Below are 15319 nucleotides of genomic sequence, written 5' to 3' on the forward strand. Positions count from 1 at the left end.
GGTTTTGCCTATGGACAACCCCATAGGCAACCGCCCCCTGATGTTGCGCTACGTGCTGCTGAGCATCGGCTGGCTGAGCGTAGCGCTGGGGGTGATCGGGATTTTCCTGCCAGTTTTGCCTACCACCCCCTTCCTGTTGCTGGCCGCCGCATGCTTCGCCCGCAGTTCGCCGCGTTTCTATCAGTGGCTGGTGGGGCATCCACGGCTGGGCCCGTGGATTCGCGACTACCTCGACGGCAACGGCATCCCGCTCAAGGGCAAGGTCTACGCCATCGGGGTGATGTGGGCGAGCATCCTGTTCTCCTGCTATCTGGTGCCCCTGCCGTGGGCGCGCGGGTTCATGCTGACCAGTGCCGTGCTGGTAACTATCTATATCCTCAAGCAAAAAACCCTGCACAAATCCTGAATACCCCGATCCCCGTAGCAGCTGGCGAAGCCTGCGTCGGCCGGTCCGTGTAGGTCCGTGTAGTAGATTTGTCCGCCCTCGCTGAAAACACCGCCTAGACTTCAGGCATCTTCACGCGAGTTGCTACACATGTCCCGTCGTCCGCGTAGTCCAGGATGGTCAACGCTCCGACTTCGGCTCGGCGGATGGCTGCTGCTGGCCGGCTTCCTGCTGACGGGGCTGGGCAGTGTCCTGGCCGACTGGGACTTTGCGCAAATCCTGCAAACCGCCGAAAAGCGCTACGGCCCCCTCGGCCCCGCCCAGGGAAGAATCGAGGCCTGGAGCCAAATGCTCAAAAGCGAACTCAATCAGCCCGAGCGCGAGCAACTGAATGCGGTCAATCGCTTCTTCAATCAGCAGCTGAATTTTCAGGACGACACGCGCATCTGGCGTCAGACTGATTACTGGGCCACGCCAGAAGAATCGCTGATCAAGGGCGCCGGCGACTGTGAAGACTACGCGCTGGCGAAGTATTTCAGCCTGCGCTATCTCGGGATTCCCAGCGAGAAACTGCGCATCACCTACGTCAAGGCCCTGGCCCAAAACCAGGCGCACATGGTACTGACCTTCTACAGCAGCCCCACGGCCGAACCGTTGGTGCTGGATAACCTGATCAACGAAATCCGCCCCGCGTCCCAGCGCAAAGACCTGCTGCCGGTGTACGCCTTCAACGCCGAAGGCCTGTACTTGCCCGGCGCCAATGGCGGTAAACGCAGCAGCGACAGTAAAAAACTGTCGCGCTGGCAAGACGTGTTGAAAAAGATGCAAGCCGAAGGGTTCGCCGTGGGCGAAGGCTAGTCGCCACCGCAAGGAGCGTTTTATGTCGCTGCGCAAACAGTTGTTTCTCGCCATTTGCCTGTTCCTGCTGGTGGCTTTCAGTGGCAGTTTTTTTGTCAGCCTGGAAAGCTCCCGCGAACAAATGCTCGGCCAGTTGCGCTCCCACGCCCAGGACGCCGCCACCGCGCTCGGTTTGTCGCTGACCGCACAAATCGACGACCCGGCCATGATCGAGCTGATGGTCAGTTCGATTTACGACAGTGGCTATTTCCGCAGCATTCGTGTCGTCAGCATTGTCGATGAACAGGTATTGGTCGAACGCAGTGCCCCCGAAAAAATCGACGGCGTTCCACGCTGGTTCGTCAGGCTCGTCAACCTGCGCCCGGAGGGGGGCGACGCGCTGATCATGCGCGGCTGGGACCAGGTGGCGCGGGTCGAAGTGATGAGCAATCCGCAATTTGCCCTGGCCAAACTCTGGGACAGCACAGCGGGCAGTCTGATCTGGTTGTTGATCTGCGGATTACTCAGCGCCGTATTCGGCGGTTGGCTGTTACGCCGGCAATTGCGTCCGCTCGACAAGATGGTCAAACAGGCCGAAGCCATCAGCAAACGCGAGTTCTTGAGCCTGCCGAAACTGCCGCGCACACCGGAACTGAGGCGTGTGGTGCTGGCGATGAACCAGATGGTCGAAAAACTCAAAACGCTGTTCGCCGAAGAAGCCACGCGCAGTGAAAAACTGCGAGCTGAGTCTTATCAGGACAGCCTCACGGGTTTGGCCAACCGGCGCTTGCTGGATGAACAACTGGCCGATCACCTGCTGGTCAGCGAACAGAGCAGCGCCGGCCATTTGCTGATGCTGCGGATCAACGACCTGATCGGCCTCAACCAGCGTCTGGGTGGCCAACGCACTGATGCGCTGATCAGTGCTGTCGGCGAACTGCTCAAGCGCCTGACACAACCGCCGGAACGTCGTACCTGGCTGGCGGCGCGTAATCGCGGCGGTGAATTCAGCCTGCTGACACCGGGCCTGGACGGCGCCGACGCCGAACGCCTGGCCTCGGAAATCAGTGCGACCCTGGAAAACCTGCGCCTGACCGCTGCCAGCGATTGCATGCCGGTGGCGCACCTGGGCATTGTCGCCTACCACCCCGGCGAACCGGCCAGTGACGTACTGCTACGCCTCGATCAGGCGCTGACGCAAGCCCGGCAACACCCCGAGCGGCCATGGGTACATCTGGCCGATACCGACACCGCAATCAACCACTCCCAACATGACTGGCGCAGCTGGATTGACGACGCCCTGACCCACGGCAAACTGCAGCTGTATTTCCAACCCGTCGTGCAATGCGCCGACACCAGCCAGGTGCTGCACCACAAAGTCCTCGCGCGCCTGCTCGACCCGAGCGGTGAAGCCATTGCCGCCGGGCATTTCCTGCCATGGATCGAGCGTCTCGGCTGGTCGGCACGGTTCGACCTGGCGATGCTCGAAGCGACCCTCGACTACCTGGTCGTCAACCGCTGGCCGCTGGCATTGAGCCTGTCCGGCAGCACCCTGCGCGACCCGGCGCAGCTGCGAGAAATCATCGACTTGCTCGACTCACTCCCGGACCTGGCACCGCTGCTGACCCTGGAAATCGACGAACGCCAACTGCCGCCCCCGGAAGAACTTCACCGGCTGAGCCACAGCCTGCTCGACACGGGTTACCGCATCGGTTTGCAGCATTTTGGCGGCAGCTTCAGCCAGATCGGCAACTTGACGCAGCTGGGACTGGCCTATCTGAAAATCGATGGCGCGTACATCCGCAGCATTGATGTGCAGCCTGACAAGCGACTGTTTATCGATGCGATTTTTCGGGCGACCAACAGCATCGATCTGCCGTTGATTGCGGAAATGGTGGAGACGCAGGGGGAGTTGGAGGTGATTCGGGAGTTGGGGGTGTTTGGGGTGATGGGGCGGTTGATTGGGCCGCCGGAGCCGATGTAGCAGGACGCAATAAACATCTGTGTTTAAAAGACACCTCCAGATACTCACGCAGGCTACACATCCTTGCGCCGCTGCCTACGACTAGGCCAGAATCCGCCGGCTTGTGCGCTTTGGGCCCGGCCTCTATCGTTTCCGGGTCGCTGACAAATCAGCGATCGGGTTTCGCAGCCCGGGTCAATCAAGGCGCATAGCGCCACCGTTTCCTTTCAGTTGGCGCTTTTTTTCGTCTACTGCATTGCGTTATGGCGGCTGTGCGCGGGAGATCTTCGGATCTGCCGGGTTCCTTGATTCCCGGTCTGCGAACCTGCGTACAGCGGCCACCCTTCCCCTCGTTTCGCAGCGAGCCGTGGCAGCTCCATTAATCAAGGAGTTTCACCATGTTCAAAATCACACCCAACCCGCCAGAAACCGACGACGTTTCCCCCTACGAATCCACCGATTCCAAAAAGCTCAACAACGCCGCCGACCGCGCCCTCGATTACTACCTCAAACCGGTCATTCCCAAAGACACGCCGCGTAAACCCAGCACCATCTACTTCGTTGGCCCCGACACCGATAACGAAACCTTACTGGTGAACGCCTGTGAGACGTTGGCCTCAGCGAGTGTGATGTTGAGTGATTTCGCGGGGCAACTGAACGGTACACAGCGCCACACCCTGCTAGGCATTCAACACTCCGTCATGCTGGGGGAGCTGGCGGTGAATCGGATGCTGGATAACGTCGACCCGCAGGGCTAACGAAGTATCTGTGGCGATCGCTTGCCTGTGGCGAGGGCTGACTGCAGAGTTTTGTAGGTTGGTCGGGCCTGCTCGCGATGGCGATACCACAGACAACAAAAAACCTGCCATTCCTTCATCAGGAATGGCGAGGTTTTTCGTTTCCGATCACACAGTGACGAGGCCCCAGGAACCGATGTAACCGTTCGTCTTAAAGCTGTCTTTACCTGTCAGATCTGACAGTAGCCAACCCACCCGCTTCAGATCTTAAATCACTCCATTGCCCCCGTCGTCAGCAGGAGTGTCCCCATGCTCGTTCCCCCCCTGAAAAACCTTGCCCCCCTGGCCCTGCTCGATCCGGAAATCCCCGGGCGCACCGAGCCACAACAGGCTGACGGATCCTGGGGCATCAACTTCGCCGCCGCGAAGGGCAATTTTCCCGACCAGGGCCTGAAGGTTCATATCCCCGCCTGGGCGAACATGAACAAAGGTGATTCAGTCATGTTGCAGTTGCTGGGGGGCGTGGTGGCTCAGCACACCATCACTCAAGACTCCGAAATCGGCGAGCGCGTAACCTTGTGGGTCGAACCCGGGCGGCTTCAGACCGGTGCCTCCACGCTGAGCTACGAGGTCAAGCGGCTCAGCCAGCAACCGGAACCCTATACCCCGCCCGTCAAACTCGACGTCAAACTTGAGCTGCCCGGCGGCCAGGATCTGGACCCGGACTGGGGGCATTCCGGGCTGTACATGGCGTTCGAGCCGCCGCAGATCGTCCAGGACGGCGTGGACAAGGACACCGTCGAAGACGGCGTATACATCATCGTCATGGCCAAACCCGGCAGCGGCAGCGACCGGCCTTACGAACACATTGCCGTGGGCGACGTGATCACAGTGAGCTGGGGCGGCAAACTGGTGTTGTCCGATCCGGTGACCGAGGACCAGATCGACAACCCAGCCGCCCACCCCATCAAGGTCCACATCGACAAAGCCACGCTCCTGGCGGCCGGGGACTCCGGCCTCGAAGGTCTGGCAGTGACCTTCATGGTCCGCGACCGGGTGCTCAACCAGTCCGAAGACTGGTGCAAGGAAACGCGCATCGTCGTCGACACCGGCAACTCACGACTGCAGGCACCCATCCTTGAGCAGGCCAACGGCAACGTACTCGATCTCGACACGCTCGCTGATGAACCGCTGCGCCTGAGAGTCTGGGCGGAGCCGCCCGAGTTCCGTCGGGGCGATGTCATCATCATGTACATCAAAGGCACCACCCTTGAGGGTGAAACCATCGAGGTCTCAGTCCGCCAACGCATCGAGGAAGACCCAGCGACGGTGGTCGACGTGTTTCTGCCCAACGCCGCCGCCCGTGCCCTGGCGAAAACCCAAGCGGTATTTTCCTTTGACCTGGAGCGCGGCGAAGCAATCATCCAGCGTTCCAAGGGCCGCTTCATCAACATCATCGGCGAACCCAAACGCCTGGCGGCGCCGATTGCCGTCGACGAGCAACAAGGCGCCCTCGACCCCGATCTGCCCAGAACCACCGTGCGCATTCCATTTGATCCGCTGATTCAGGCCGGTATGGCGATCGCACTCGACTGGTTCGGCATACGCGCCAACTGGAGCACCTATGAGCCTAAGCTGGACTGGTTCTTTCCCAGCGAAGATGAAGCCAACGATCCCGCCGGTTTCACCATCACCGTCGAGGGCAAACACCTCAAGACCCTCGAGGGCGGTACGCTGAAACTGTCGTATAACCTGCTCAGTGACGAAGACGGTGAGATTGTCAGTCGCGGCTCTTTGCCTGCCGCGCTGCTGAACGTCGGCGAACCGAAGTTCGAATTGGACGAACCTGTCGTCCTCGGAGAAAAGGATGGTGCGCTGGAACCCAAGGACCTGCCCAACGGCGCCAGCAAGGTCACCTGCCGCAACCCTGTCGCCAACCCTACCAAGGCCAAGGATAAAGTGACTTGGCAACTGCGGGACGCCCAAGCCGTACTGCTCGCCGAGGATTCAAAAACACTCAATTCACTGAACGCCGACAAGGACGTGGACTTTCCTCTCAACGCTGAGTTTGTGCAGCAATACTTCGAAGCGCGGCGTGGTGAAAAATTGAGCGTTAGCTACAATATCCTGCGCTTTGAAACAGGCAAGACCAGTTTCTCGAATCCGTTAGTCATCCTGATCGGCGAAGCCGACGGACAGCTCCTGCCTCCAGCGAAAGTAGTGCAGGCGCCAGACGGTGTCCTCGATCCCGCCAATGCGCCAGCCACGGTCAGGATCGAAGCCAACAGGCCAGAGAATGCCGGTGACCACTTTTATCTGCGTTGGGCCACCACCGACGGAACAACTGTTCATACGGACGATAAATCCATTACCGGCAGCATGAAAGGCAAGCCGGTGGAGTTTACCGTTGACCAGGAAACTGTTCTGGCCTGCCTGAATAAAACGGTGACTATCAACTACCGGGTAGAGCTTTTGGAAGGTGGCGAATCAAAGGGCGAGGATTACTCGCTGCGGGTAGAACAACAGCAGTTCACGTTGCCCGTGGCCACTTTCAGGGAAGCCAGCGGTACGCAGAAAGACCAGATAAACCCGGACGACGTTTTTCCGTTAGGCGCCACTGTCGTCATCCCCGCCTCTGCACAACTGAAAACCGATGACGAAATCACTGTAACGGTGGAAGGCAAGACGACAGTGACCTATCCACACACTGTGCTGGCGGATCAAGCCGACAAAGAGCTGGCGGTTATCAAGGTGGCGCATGCCTTTATCCTCGCTCAACTTGATGACAGCATCGCTTTGTCTTACACCGTCAAACGCAAGGCCGGCGGAACAGACGGCCCATCAGCGGCCACCGTTTACGATGTACACAAAGTAATCAGTGCCGGCACCCTTAAGGTATTGGGTGCGCGCTTCAATCGCAGCACCTATCGCGCCTCCAGTGCTTCACGAGTGCTGAGTGCGTTCAATGCCACGACCGGTCAGCCGATTCAGGCGCAATGGAAGTACCCCGACGATACTCAATGGACAACCGCGCCGACCTGGCGCGACAGCCACCCGCAGGAACCCCTGCAAGTGCGTAGCGCCGACGATCAATTGACCCTCAATCCGGCGAACATCATCGGTAACGGGGCCGATACCACCGTCACCGGCCAGGCAGCATTCGTTGCTCATCGCGATGTCGGCGACGTGGTCGGCTGGGGCAATGCCGCGTACGGGGCGAGCATTCCTCCCACCATCATCACCATGGACGATATCGTCGAGGTCAGCTGCACCCGCAGCGCTTACGCGGCACGGCGGGCCAACAGTGCCGTCGTCGTCTGGGGAACCGCCGCCGAGGGTGCCAACATGGGCGCGATCGACCCAATGGGGTTTGTACAGGTGGTAGGTAACGCCACCGCCTTTGCGGGCATAAAAAGCAACGGCTCCGTCGTGGCATGGGGTACCGCTGCCGACGGTGCGACTGTCCCTGCTCCGATTGCTTCGCTGACGGACATCCAGCAGGTGGTCGCTGCTGGTCAAGCCTTCGCCGCACTGCGGGCAACAGGGCAGGTTGTGGCATGGGGGTTGGCAACGAATGGCGCAACAGTACCTTCTGACATCGGCGGATTCACCGATATCAAAACCCTGCTCGGCAGCTTCGGCGCCTTCGCGGCGCACCGCGCTAACGGCAGGATTGTCGGATGGGGTCATGCAACCTTTGGCGGCGCGGTGCCGGAGGCCATCGCGGCGCTTACCGATATCACCGAACTGAGTTGCGCCAATGCCCAGGCGTTCACGGCCAGACGGGCTACCGGCCAAGTGGTGGCATGGGGAACGGCCGCTTACGGAGGCACCATCGACTCATTGATCGGTGGTCTGACAGATATCGTTGAAATCAGCTCGACCTGGCGCGCCTTCGCCGCCCGACGCGGCAATGGTCATGTGGTGGCGTGGGGCGCAGCGGCAGAAGGGGGAACAGTGCCAGCCGATATCGCCAGTCTGGATGACATTGTTCAAGTGTGCGGTTCGTCTATGGCTTTCGCCGCGTTGCGCAAGAACGGCACTGTGGTGGCATGGGGTAACGCGACTGTTGGAGGCAATACGGCAACGGTCGTGGGCCAACTGACCAATGTCGTGGCGATTTACGACAACACCCACGGCTTTTGCGCATTGACTTCCGACGGTCGTGTCGTGACGTGGGGGCAAGCCGCCGGCGGCGGTGACAGTAGCGCCGTGCAGGATCGCCTCAATGGCAAGGTGTCGTATCGCGCTACTCCAGCCTCCCGCGGTCTTGCCCTGAAAGTTGGCCGCGGGTCGCGGATTTCCGAATAATCCCCTATCGATGGTCGGCCTCCGGCACGCTTCCAGGCTGCTAGAGGTCGACCTCAAGCGAGCGCAAAGATGCCCCCTACAAATGCCGAGCTGCAACCTGCCTCTGTGGATGAGGCGCCAAAAGACGTATTGGATCCGGCCGACCTCCCCTCAAAGGGTGCCACCGTACGGATCAAACCTTATGAGCCGATGAAGTATCGCGATAAGGTCACGTTGTTTTTTTATGACGAAGAGATCGACTACATCCCGATTGGCCAAACCGCAATTGGCAAGGACGTCACATTCACCGTTACCGCACAAACGCTGATTGAAAACGCCAGGGAAAACGTGGTGTTGATACGTTATGAAGTGCAATTCGAAGGCACTGGAACACCTCAAAAATCGAACGACCTGACGCTGAGGTTGAGCGCCGGTTTCGAAGCCGGCGCCACCCTCGACCTGAGCGGCAGGAATTATTTGGTCGCCGTCGAAAAGCTGCCAGTGCAGGTGCCTGATCACGCCCGCCTGACCCGCACAGCCAATTGGGGCATGGCACCCCACTCTTTCCACAGCAGCGAGCCGGAAATTGCCAGCATCGACGAGCGCAGCGGTGAAGTGACTGCCCGGCGTAACGGTCAATGCGTTATCAGCGCGACCGACAGCAGCCCATCGCCGCAAACCCAACGCTATCCGCTCACGGTCAAGGGTATTCATGAACTGCACTTCCTGAGCCATGGCGCCAATTGGAACGGCATGGGCGCCGCCTGCACTGCCGCCGGTCTCGAACCGGTATCCCTGACGCAAATCAAGCAATTCTGGAAGCTCTACACCCTGGGCCTGTCTGAAAGTGTCGGCCACTATCTGGGCTGGTTGCCTTACCCGGTATGGACCGGTACTGCACTGGGTGCCGGGACGGTGTGGATCTACGATCTTGAGGGAGATTCGGAAAACGAGAACACCAGCAGCTCCGATACCGACGAACACACAAACCATCAGGTTTTGGGAGTTTCTCGGTCATGAAAGTCCCTCAGACAATCAGCGCATTCATGAGCGTTTTTTTGCACCTAGTGTTGGCGCTCACCGCTGCACTACTGACCGCAACCACCAACGCCGCCACCGGTCCGGAAGTCGCGCAGGTGCTTAATCGGAGCTACCAATACACCACCCGCGAATGTGCAGGTAATCAGCCGGCGCACTTTTGCAGTGGTGTGCTGGCGCGAGTGAGTCCGGCGACGGGCGAATTCTGGAAGCACGGTAGTGTCTCGACGTCGCTGGGAGCGGAAAGCTTTGCCTACCTGCGCGCCGATCTCGGTACGCGTTCCCTTGGGAAACCAAACGGTGTGCTGTTCAGTGACGGTTTCACCGCCATCAGCCAAGGTAAAACGGTGGACGCACTATGCGTCTATCCGTTCGAACTGCCCTTGCAAGGAACACACCCTGACTTCGGTTGCGGCTGGGTAGCCACCGCTGCCAATGCGGCGGCGGATCCCAGCTCCTGCGTCGCCCAAGGTGTCAACGATTCCCCGGGCTGGCTAGAACACTTCCGGCAACAGAACCTGCAACCAGTTGCCCAGTGCTCCCTGAGCAGCCTTCAGCCCGGCTCGTTCAAGGCGAGTTTGATAGCCCACGAAGGGATCGACGCCACCTGGATAGCCAAGCCTACACAAGTACAAGTCAGGAACTGGGACGCCAATGCACCCAAGCAGTTGCCAATTCAGGGGTTGTTCTACGACGTGGCGCAGTCGGGTGCATTGCTCGGGGCACAGAAAGATCAGCGTGACTACTTCAACGCAACAGGCGACTGGCTGCCGATTTTTCGCTTGGATCTGAATCTGGCGCCAGGTGCGGTATTTGGCTTTGCTCAGCAAGATCAAATGTATTTGGGTTACCAGGTGGCATCGCGGCTCAATGCCCGTTATGCCGACACGGCCATGACTTGTCGGGGCAATACCGCTGCATATAACTGCAATGGAGTTTTGATCCGCACGACAGATGCCTCGCCCAGCTTCCACGCTTGGGACCCTAGTCCAGGATCTATAGAGCGTAATGGTGTTTCGTTCTCTTACTTGCGTGCAGACATCCATCTTCCTGTTCTGGCATGGGCAAAAAATCAGGGACTGATCCTGAAGGAGCTGGACGCACCAACATCCTACCCCTTGATCTTGCGGTGCTCTTTTCCATTTGATGGTGCCACTTTTTATCGCAGCGACAGTTGTAACGCGCACTCCGCGGCCCCGACTGCGAGCAGGCCTTGTAGTGAGCAAGGTATTTCGGATGTAGATGGGGTGATTCAGCATCTCTATGCACAATCCAGCCGTTACACTGGATGCAGTTTGAAAGGTGACCAAGCCGCTTTTGCCGTCAGTATCGAGGCTCGCTCCCGACTTACAGCAGCTGATCAACGAGTGCACAACGAAGTTATCATTGCCAACTGGCCTCAGAACATTGCGCAGCAACTTCCCCTCGAGGCATTCTTTTATGTGGCTCCAACAGCGCTGCCCAACGCTCAATTTTTTCAAAAGGATTTCTTTCAACAAACCGGTCGCTACCTACCGATCATGCATGTGATGTCCAATGCTTCAAGGAGCGGCTATATGTTTACCTTTAATCCGAATGATCAAACCGTACAGGCCAATTAATCGGCACAACCGCCACATCAAAGCCCTCTCTGGTTTAGCGACAGCTCTTGGTGGTTCCATATGTAGGAGCTTCACCACATTCAGGTTAAAAACCAAAACGGCCTACAGGCCGTTTTTAGTGCCTGTTGAAAATCCACCTTCGCTACCACTCATCGAAATACCACCCGCACCTGTCAGATCTGACAGTAGCCGGATCACTCTCTGTCGTGCCTCAATCCTCCCCATCTCTTTGCACTTGAAACTGTCGCATCGTACCGGACAAGGAACTGACCATGACCTCTTTTCGCCCCTACCTGCTGCCCTTTTCAAAATCCGATATCAGCCTGCTCGCACTGAGCCCTTTGTTCGTGGCAGGGATGGCGACGCCAATCGTGGACGCTGATGGCGGGATCGGTCTTGGTGTGGTGGAAGATGATGATCAGGGCGCTCTGTGCGTCATTGACCCGTGGTACGGCATGCAGGAAGGCGACACCGTCGATGTCTATCTGGACGCGAACAAGGTGTTCCACCATGAGGTGAAGGCACAAGAGGTCAACGAGCGTCTGTTCTTTTTCCTGCCGGCAGAGCGATTCATGCCCGACTGGATCGAAGAATGCTTTTACGTATTGCAGCGTAAAAGCGAAGTGACACCTGACGACCCATCCCCTGCATTGCGCCTGCGGGTTAAACTTGACCGCCCCGCCGGCGACGACAAGGAACCACACAAACCAGGGCATTCAGAACTCAAGATGGTGCAGTTGCCCGACGAGGTCATCAGGCAAGGCGTCGATGCCGAGTGGGCCGCCAAAGGTGTACCCATGACGATCCTTCGCTACCCCAACATCGCGCTGCGCGACGTTGTGCAAGTGAAATGGGGCAGTGTCTTCCTCAAGCCCCTGGAGCTGACTACGGCACACGTTGATGGCACGCAACCCATTGTGATCACCGCCGAGCAGGCCGATATTCTGGCCGCTGGCGACAGCAACGCGCTGCTGGTGCAGTACGAGGTGCATGACGAGGTCTGGAACTACTCGGAAAAATGGTCGATCTCCACCACAGTGAAAGTGGATGCCGGTGCCTGGCGACTGGAAGCGCCGATCATCAAGGAAGCGGTCAATGGTGTCATTGACCTCAAAATACTGAACCAGCAAGACGTCACTGTGCAGATCCATGTCCGGACAGACGATTTCGACATCGGCGATACGCTCACAATGACCTGGATCGGCACGCCGCAAGTTGGTAAGCCGTTGATTCACACGCAATCACGCACCATCACCAATGTACCGAGCATCCTCGAATTGAAGGTGCCTTATGAAGAAGTCCGCGCCATTGCCATGGGTTCGGCCGATACATCCTATGTGCTGACCAAGAAGAACGGCGGTCCGCCCCTCTCCTCCAAACGAACTTTTGCCGATGTGATCGGCGATGTCTACGCACACCCTGCTCCTGTGATCCGTGAGGTGGTGGGCGATATCCTGGAGCCTGACACGCAGATCGCCACCGTGGATGTCTCGTACCCGGGCATGGCCGAAGGTGACTTCCTCGATCTCATCTGGGTGGGCACGCAATCCGATGGCAGGCCGTATGTGCATCAGGAGGAATACACCGTCAGCCAGGATGAAGCCGGGCGCAAACTGGTGTCCTTTTACATTCCCGGCGAGCACATCAGCGTACTTGCCAACGGCCGCCTGGATCTCTGGTACCGGGTATCCAACGATAAATCGGCGGTTTTTGGGGTGAGCGATTCCGAGCATCTACTGGTCAAGGTGCAGGCGATTGCGGCAACGCTACCGGCGCCGAAAGTGCCGGAGGCGGATGAAAACGACGTGCTTGATCCGTCGAAGGTATTCAACAAAGTCACGGTGTTGGTCGATTACCTGGGAACCGTCAAGGGAGACACCCTGACCTACTACTGGACCAGCCCCAATCCATCCACCAGCACCAGCGACTGGCTACCCATCACCACAGTTTCCGCCGGCAAGCCCGTGCCATTCCGGGTGGATACCAACTTCGTGGCTTCCAATATCGGTCAGTACATCAAGGTGCGTTATACCCTCAAACGTGCCGCCACCGGCCTGTACAGCTATTCAGCCACGCGCAATGTATTGATCGGTTACCTGGTGGGTGAACTGCCCCCGCCAGAGGTCATTCAAGCGCCCGATGGGGTCCTGGATCCGATCAAGGCGCTCGCCGGTGTCGATATCAAGGTCAGCTACGAAAGCATGGATCCGGCACTGGATATCATCCGCTTGAAATGGCTCGGTACGCCTGGCCCGGGCACTTCTGAAGACCAAGAAAAACCGGGAGATCAAAGCCACACCGTCAAGTTTCATCTGGATGCATCCGTCGTCGGCCCCAACATCAATCGAATGGTGCGCGTCAGTTATGGCGTGAAGCGGTACGGTTATGAATCCCCCTCAGAGACACTAAACCTGCAAGTCCTGGGCTTCCAGGATCCGGAAAACGAACTGCCCCGTCCCGAGGTGCCTCAAGCTGTCGCTCGCGTTCTTGACTTGATGGAGTTCACGGGCAACGCGGACGCCCTCGTAAAAAAATGGCCGTTCATCGCACCCGGTCATCGCCTCTGGCTACGCCTGGAAGGTCGGACGATTGCCGGCGCCCCGTATCACATCACATTGCTTGAGGGTGAGCTCATCACACCAGAGCAAGTCAGTGACGGACTCAAGGAAAGCCTGCTGCGAACCGAGCTGCTCAAACTCGCCCACGCCTCGCCGGCCACAGTGCTGTGCAAGGTCGCCTACGACGGCGCCAACGATGAATCATCTGCGGTCGAGTTTCCTGCGCTGCCATTAACTGTCAGGACCCGCTATGACTATGTGACGCCTGTCATCACCAAGGTGCTGGACACCCGCGGCGAGGTGGTTGATGGCGGCAAGACTGGCGACGACGCAGTCACGGTCGAAGGAACCGCTACCCGGGGGGAAACCATCGAACTATTCAATGACCTGACCCAATCAATGGGTACAACAACAGTCGGCGACAACAGTGTCTGGAGCCTCAAACTCGAGAAGCTGACGCAGATAACCTATCGCATGACGGCCAAGGCGCTGTATGACGCCGACCCAGAGTCGAGCCCGAGAAGAACGTTCACCGTCGTCGTCTATTCGCAAACGCCCACGATCCGTTCGGTCACCGACTCCAAAGGGCTGGTGCAACCTAGTGCAACAACCTATGACAGGAGCGTTCTGATTGAGGGCGACGCCGCCGCAGGCAAACAGGTTCGACTGTTCGATGGCGCAACCCCCATCATCACGCTTGACGTTGACAGCACCAGCACCTGGAGTCATAGCTATGACAATTTGCAGTTGAAGACTTATCAGCTCAAAGCAGTTGCCTTGTATGATGCCGACCCAGTCGAAAGCCAGCCTAGAAACTTTACTGTAGCGGCGCATACCGCCCCACGGATCGACTCGGTGAGAGGTAACGGCGTCGAAGTACCTAACGGCACAGATACCAAAAGCACCACTGTCAGCCTGCTGGGTATCGTAACGTCCGGGTACCAGGTGCAGATTTACGATTACAACATCCCCAAACATACAGTGACGGCTGTAGGAGTGAATTGGAGCACAACGCTAGCCGTACCCGTGGGCAGCCACTCGATCACGGCAAAAGAAGTCAGCACCGGGCAGGTTTCGAATACGCGAAGCTTCAGGGTCATCTCGCCGACCCTGCCGCTAAAAATAGCCAACCTGACAGCCTCGCCCCACTCCCACCCTCACGTGTTTGCTGTGGGTTCTGGATTTCCTCGAACCGGCTTTAATGGCGCCCGGTTTCGTATCAACGTGGAAGCCGGAGTACCGCCTTACACGTATTCCTCATCCTCAGGGGTCAATCAGATTGATTCGACTGGCACCGTCACTATCAGAGGTAAAGACCAAGCGACCTTTACTGTCAGGGACAGCAGTGGCGCAACCACCGCATTTACCATGCAATCACTGCCTCTGTTCTTTTCAACTCCTGACAACTATCTCCATAACTACCACTACGCCTCTAGGGGCGGAAGATTGCCTTCCATCTCTCAAATGACCGCCGCCACAATAGGCAATCCCACACAATATATCCGGGCAGTTGGAAGTTTGTTTGGCGAATGGGGGAATCTGATGAGCGGGTATGGGTGGCCAAGAGGTGGTTTTGGTGCAGGTCAACATTATCCTGGCATGGATCATTACTGGACTTCACAGCCGACCCCAGACAATGGGAATTTCTATGTTGTTTCTCCATATTCCGGCTCGGTTGGTGGCCTTTGGCGTGAATGGCAGATTCCTTGTACCTACTTGGTTTAAGAAGGCCATGAGGGTGAATGGCGATGTTTAATCAACAACGCCAGACACTCTCCCAGGCTACACATCGTGTTGGGGCGAGCCTCTTTTGATATGTGTGGTTTGTCTGTTCTTTGTTCGGTGAAACTCGAGTGGCAATGCCACCCTCCACATAAGCCCCCGCCATTCCTTCATCAGAAATGGTGGGT

Annotated in this window: 8 protein-coding genes; all 8 read left to right on the forward strand. The window is 58.0% G+C overall.

Annotated features, from left to right (window positions below; all coding sequences use genetic code 11):
• Positions 1–10 precede the first annotated feature (10 nt).
• The 8 genes from ACWGZX_RS06435 (at position 11) to ACWGZX_RS06470 (ending at position 15134) form a co-directional block, all read left to right on the forward strand.
• Positions 11–406 carry a YbaN family protein gene (locus ACWGZX_RS06435; RefSeq protein WP_452627717.1) on the forward strand — a complete coding sequence of 132 codons (396 nt, stop codon included), beginning with the start codon at positions 11–13 and terminating at the stop codon, positions 404–406.
• Positions 407–535: 129 nt separating this feature from the next.
• Positions 536–1243 carry a cysteine protease LapG gene (gene lapG / locus ACWGZX_RS06440; RefSeq protein ID WP_452627718.1) on the forward strand — a complete coding sequence of 236 codons (708 nt, stop codon included), beginning with the start codon at positions 536–538 and terminating at the stop codon, positions 1241–1243.
• Between the two features lie 22 nt (positions 1244–1265).
• Complete coding sequence (lapD, locus tag ACWGZX_RS06445) at positions 1266–3206, forward strand: cyclic di-GMP receptor LapD (protein WP_452627719.1); 1941 nt, start codon at positions 1266–1268, stop codon at positions 3204–3206.
• A 377-nt stretch (positions 3207–3583) separates the two neighbouring features.
• Positions 3584–3943, forward strand: coding sequence for a DUF6124 family protein (locus ACWGZX_RS06450; protein ID WP_452627720.1), 360 nt, complete (start codon positions 3584–3586; stop codon positions 3941–3943).
• Positions 3944–4231: 288 nt separating this feature from the next.
• Positions 4232–8233, forward strand: coding sequence for a hypothetical protein (locus ACWGZX_RS06455; protein ID WP_452627721.1), 4002 nt, complete (start codon positions 4232–4234; stop codon positions 8231–8233).
• A gap of 69 nt (positions 8234–8302) precedes the next feature.
• Complete coding sequence (locus ACWGZX_RS06460; protein WP_452627722.1) at positions 8303–9232, forward strand: Ig-like domain-containing protein; 930 nt, start codon at positions 8303–8305, stop codon at positions 9230–9232.
• Positions 9229–10851: a hypothetical protein gene (locus tag ACWGZX_RS06465; RefSeq protein WP_452627723.1), complete on the forward strand. Its 1623-nt coding sequence runs from the start codon at positions 9229–9231 to the stop codon at positions 10849–10851. Before ACWGZX_RS06460 ends, ACWGZX_RS06465 begins: the two co-directional genes overlap by 4 nt.
• Positions 10852–11123: 272 nt before the next feature.
• Positions 11124–15134 carry an Ig-like domain repeat protein gene (locus tag ACWGZX_RS06470; protein WP_452627724.1) on the forward strand — a complete coding sequence of 1337 codons (4011 nt, stop codon included), beginning with the start codon at positions 11124–11126 and terminating at the stop codon, positions 15132–15134.
• Positions 15135–15319 lie beyond the last annotated feature (185 nt).

This window comes from Pseudomonas sp. CLCA07, from assembly GCF_053615335.1.

Bases quoted from the DNA above. Each gene is read 5' to 3' on its own strand.
- ACWGZX_RS06435 (WP_452627717.1), top strand. From the start codon at position 11: ATGGACAACCCCATAGGCAACCGCCCCCTGATGTTGCGCTACGTGCTG.
- lapG (WP_452627718.1), top strand. From the start codon at position 536: ATGTCCCGTCGTCCGCGTAGTCCAGGATGGTCAACGCTCCGACTTCGG.
- lapD (WP_452627719.1), top strand. From the start codon at position 1,266: ATGTCGCTGCGCAAACAGTTGTTTCTCGCCATTTGCCTGTTCCTGCTG.
- ACWGZX_RS06450 (WP_452627720.1), top strand. From the start codon at position 3,584: ATGTTCAAAATCACACCCAACCCGCCAGAAACCGACGACGTTTCCCCC.
- ACWGZX_RS06455 (WP_452627721.1), top strand. From the start codon at position 4,232: ATGCTCGTTCCCCCCCTGAAAAACCTTGCCCCCCTGGCCCTGCTCGAT.
- ACWGZX_RS06460 (WP_452627722.1), top strand. From the start codon at position 8,303: ATGCCCCCTACAAATGCCGAGCTGCAACCTGCCTCTGTGGATGAGGCG.
- ACWGZX_RS06465 (WP_452627723.1), top strand. From the start codon at position 9,229: ATGAAAGTCCCTCAGACAATCAGCGCATTCATGAGCGTTTTTTTGCAC.
- ACWGZX_RS06470 (WP_452627724.1), top strand. From the start codon at position 11,124: ATGACCTCTTTTCGCCCCTACCTGCTGCCCTTTTCAAAATCCGATATC.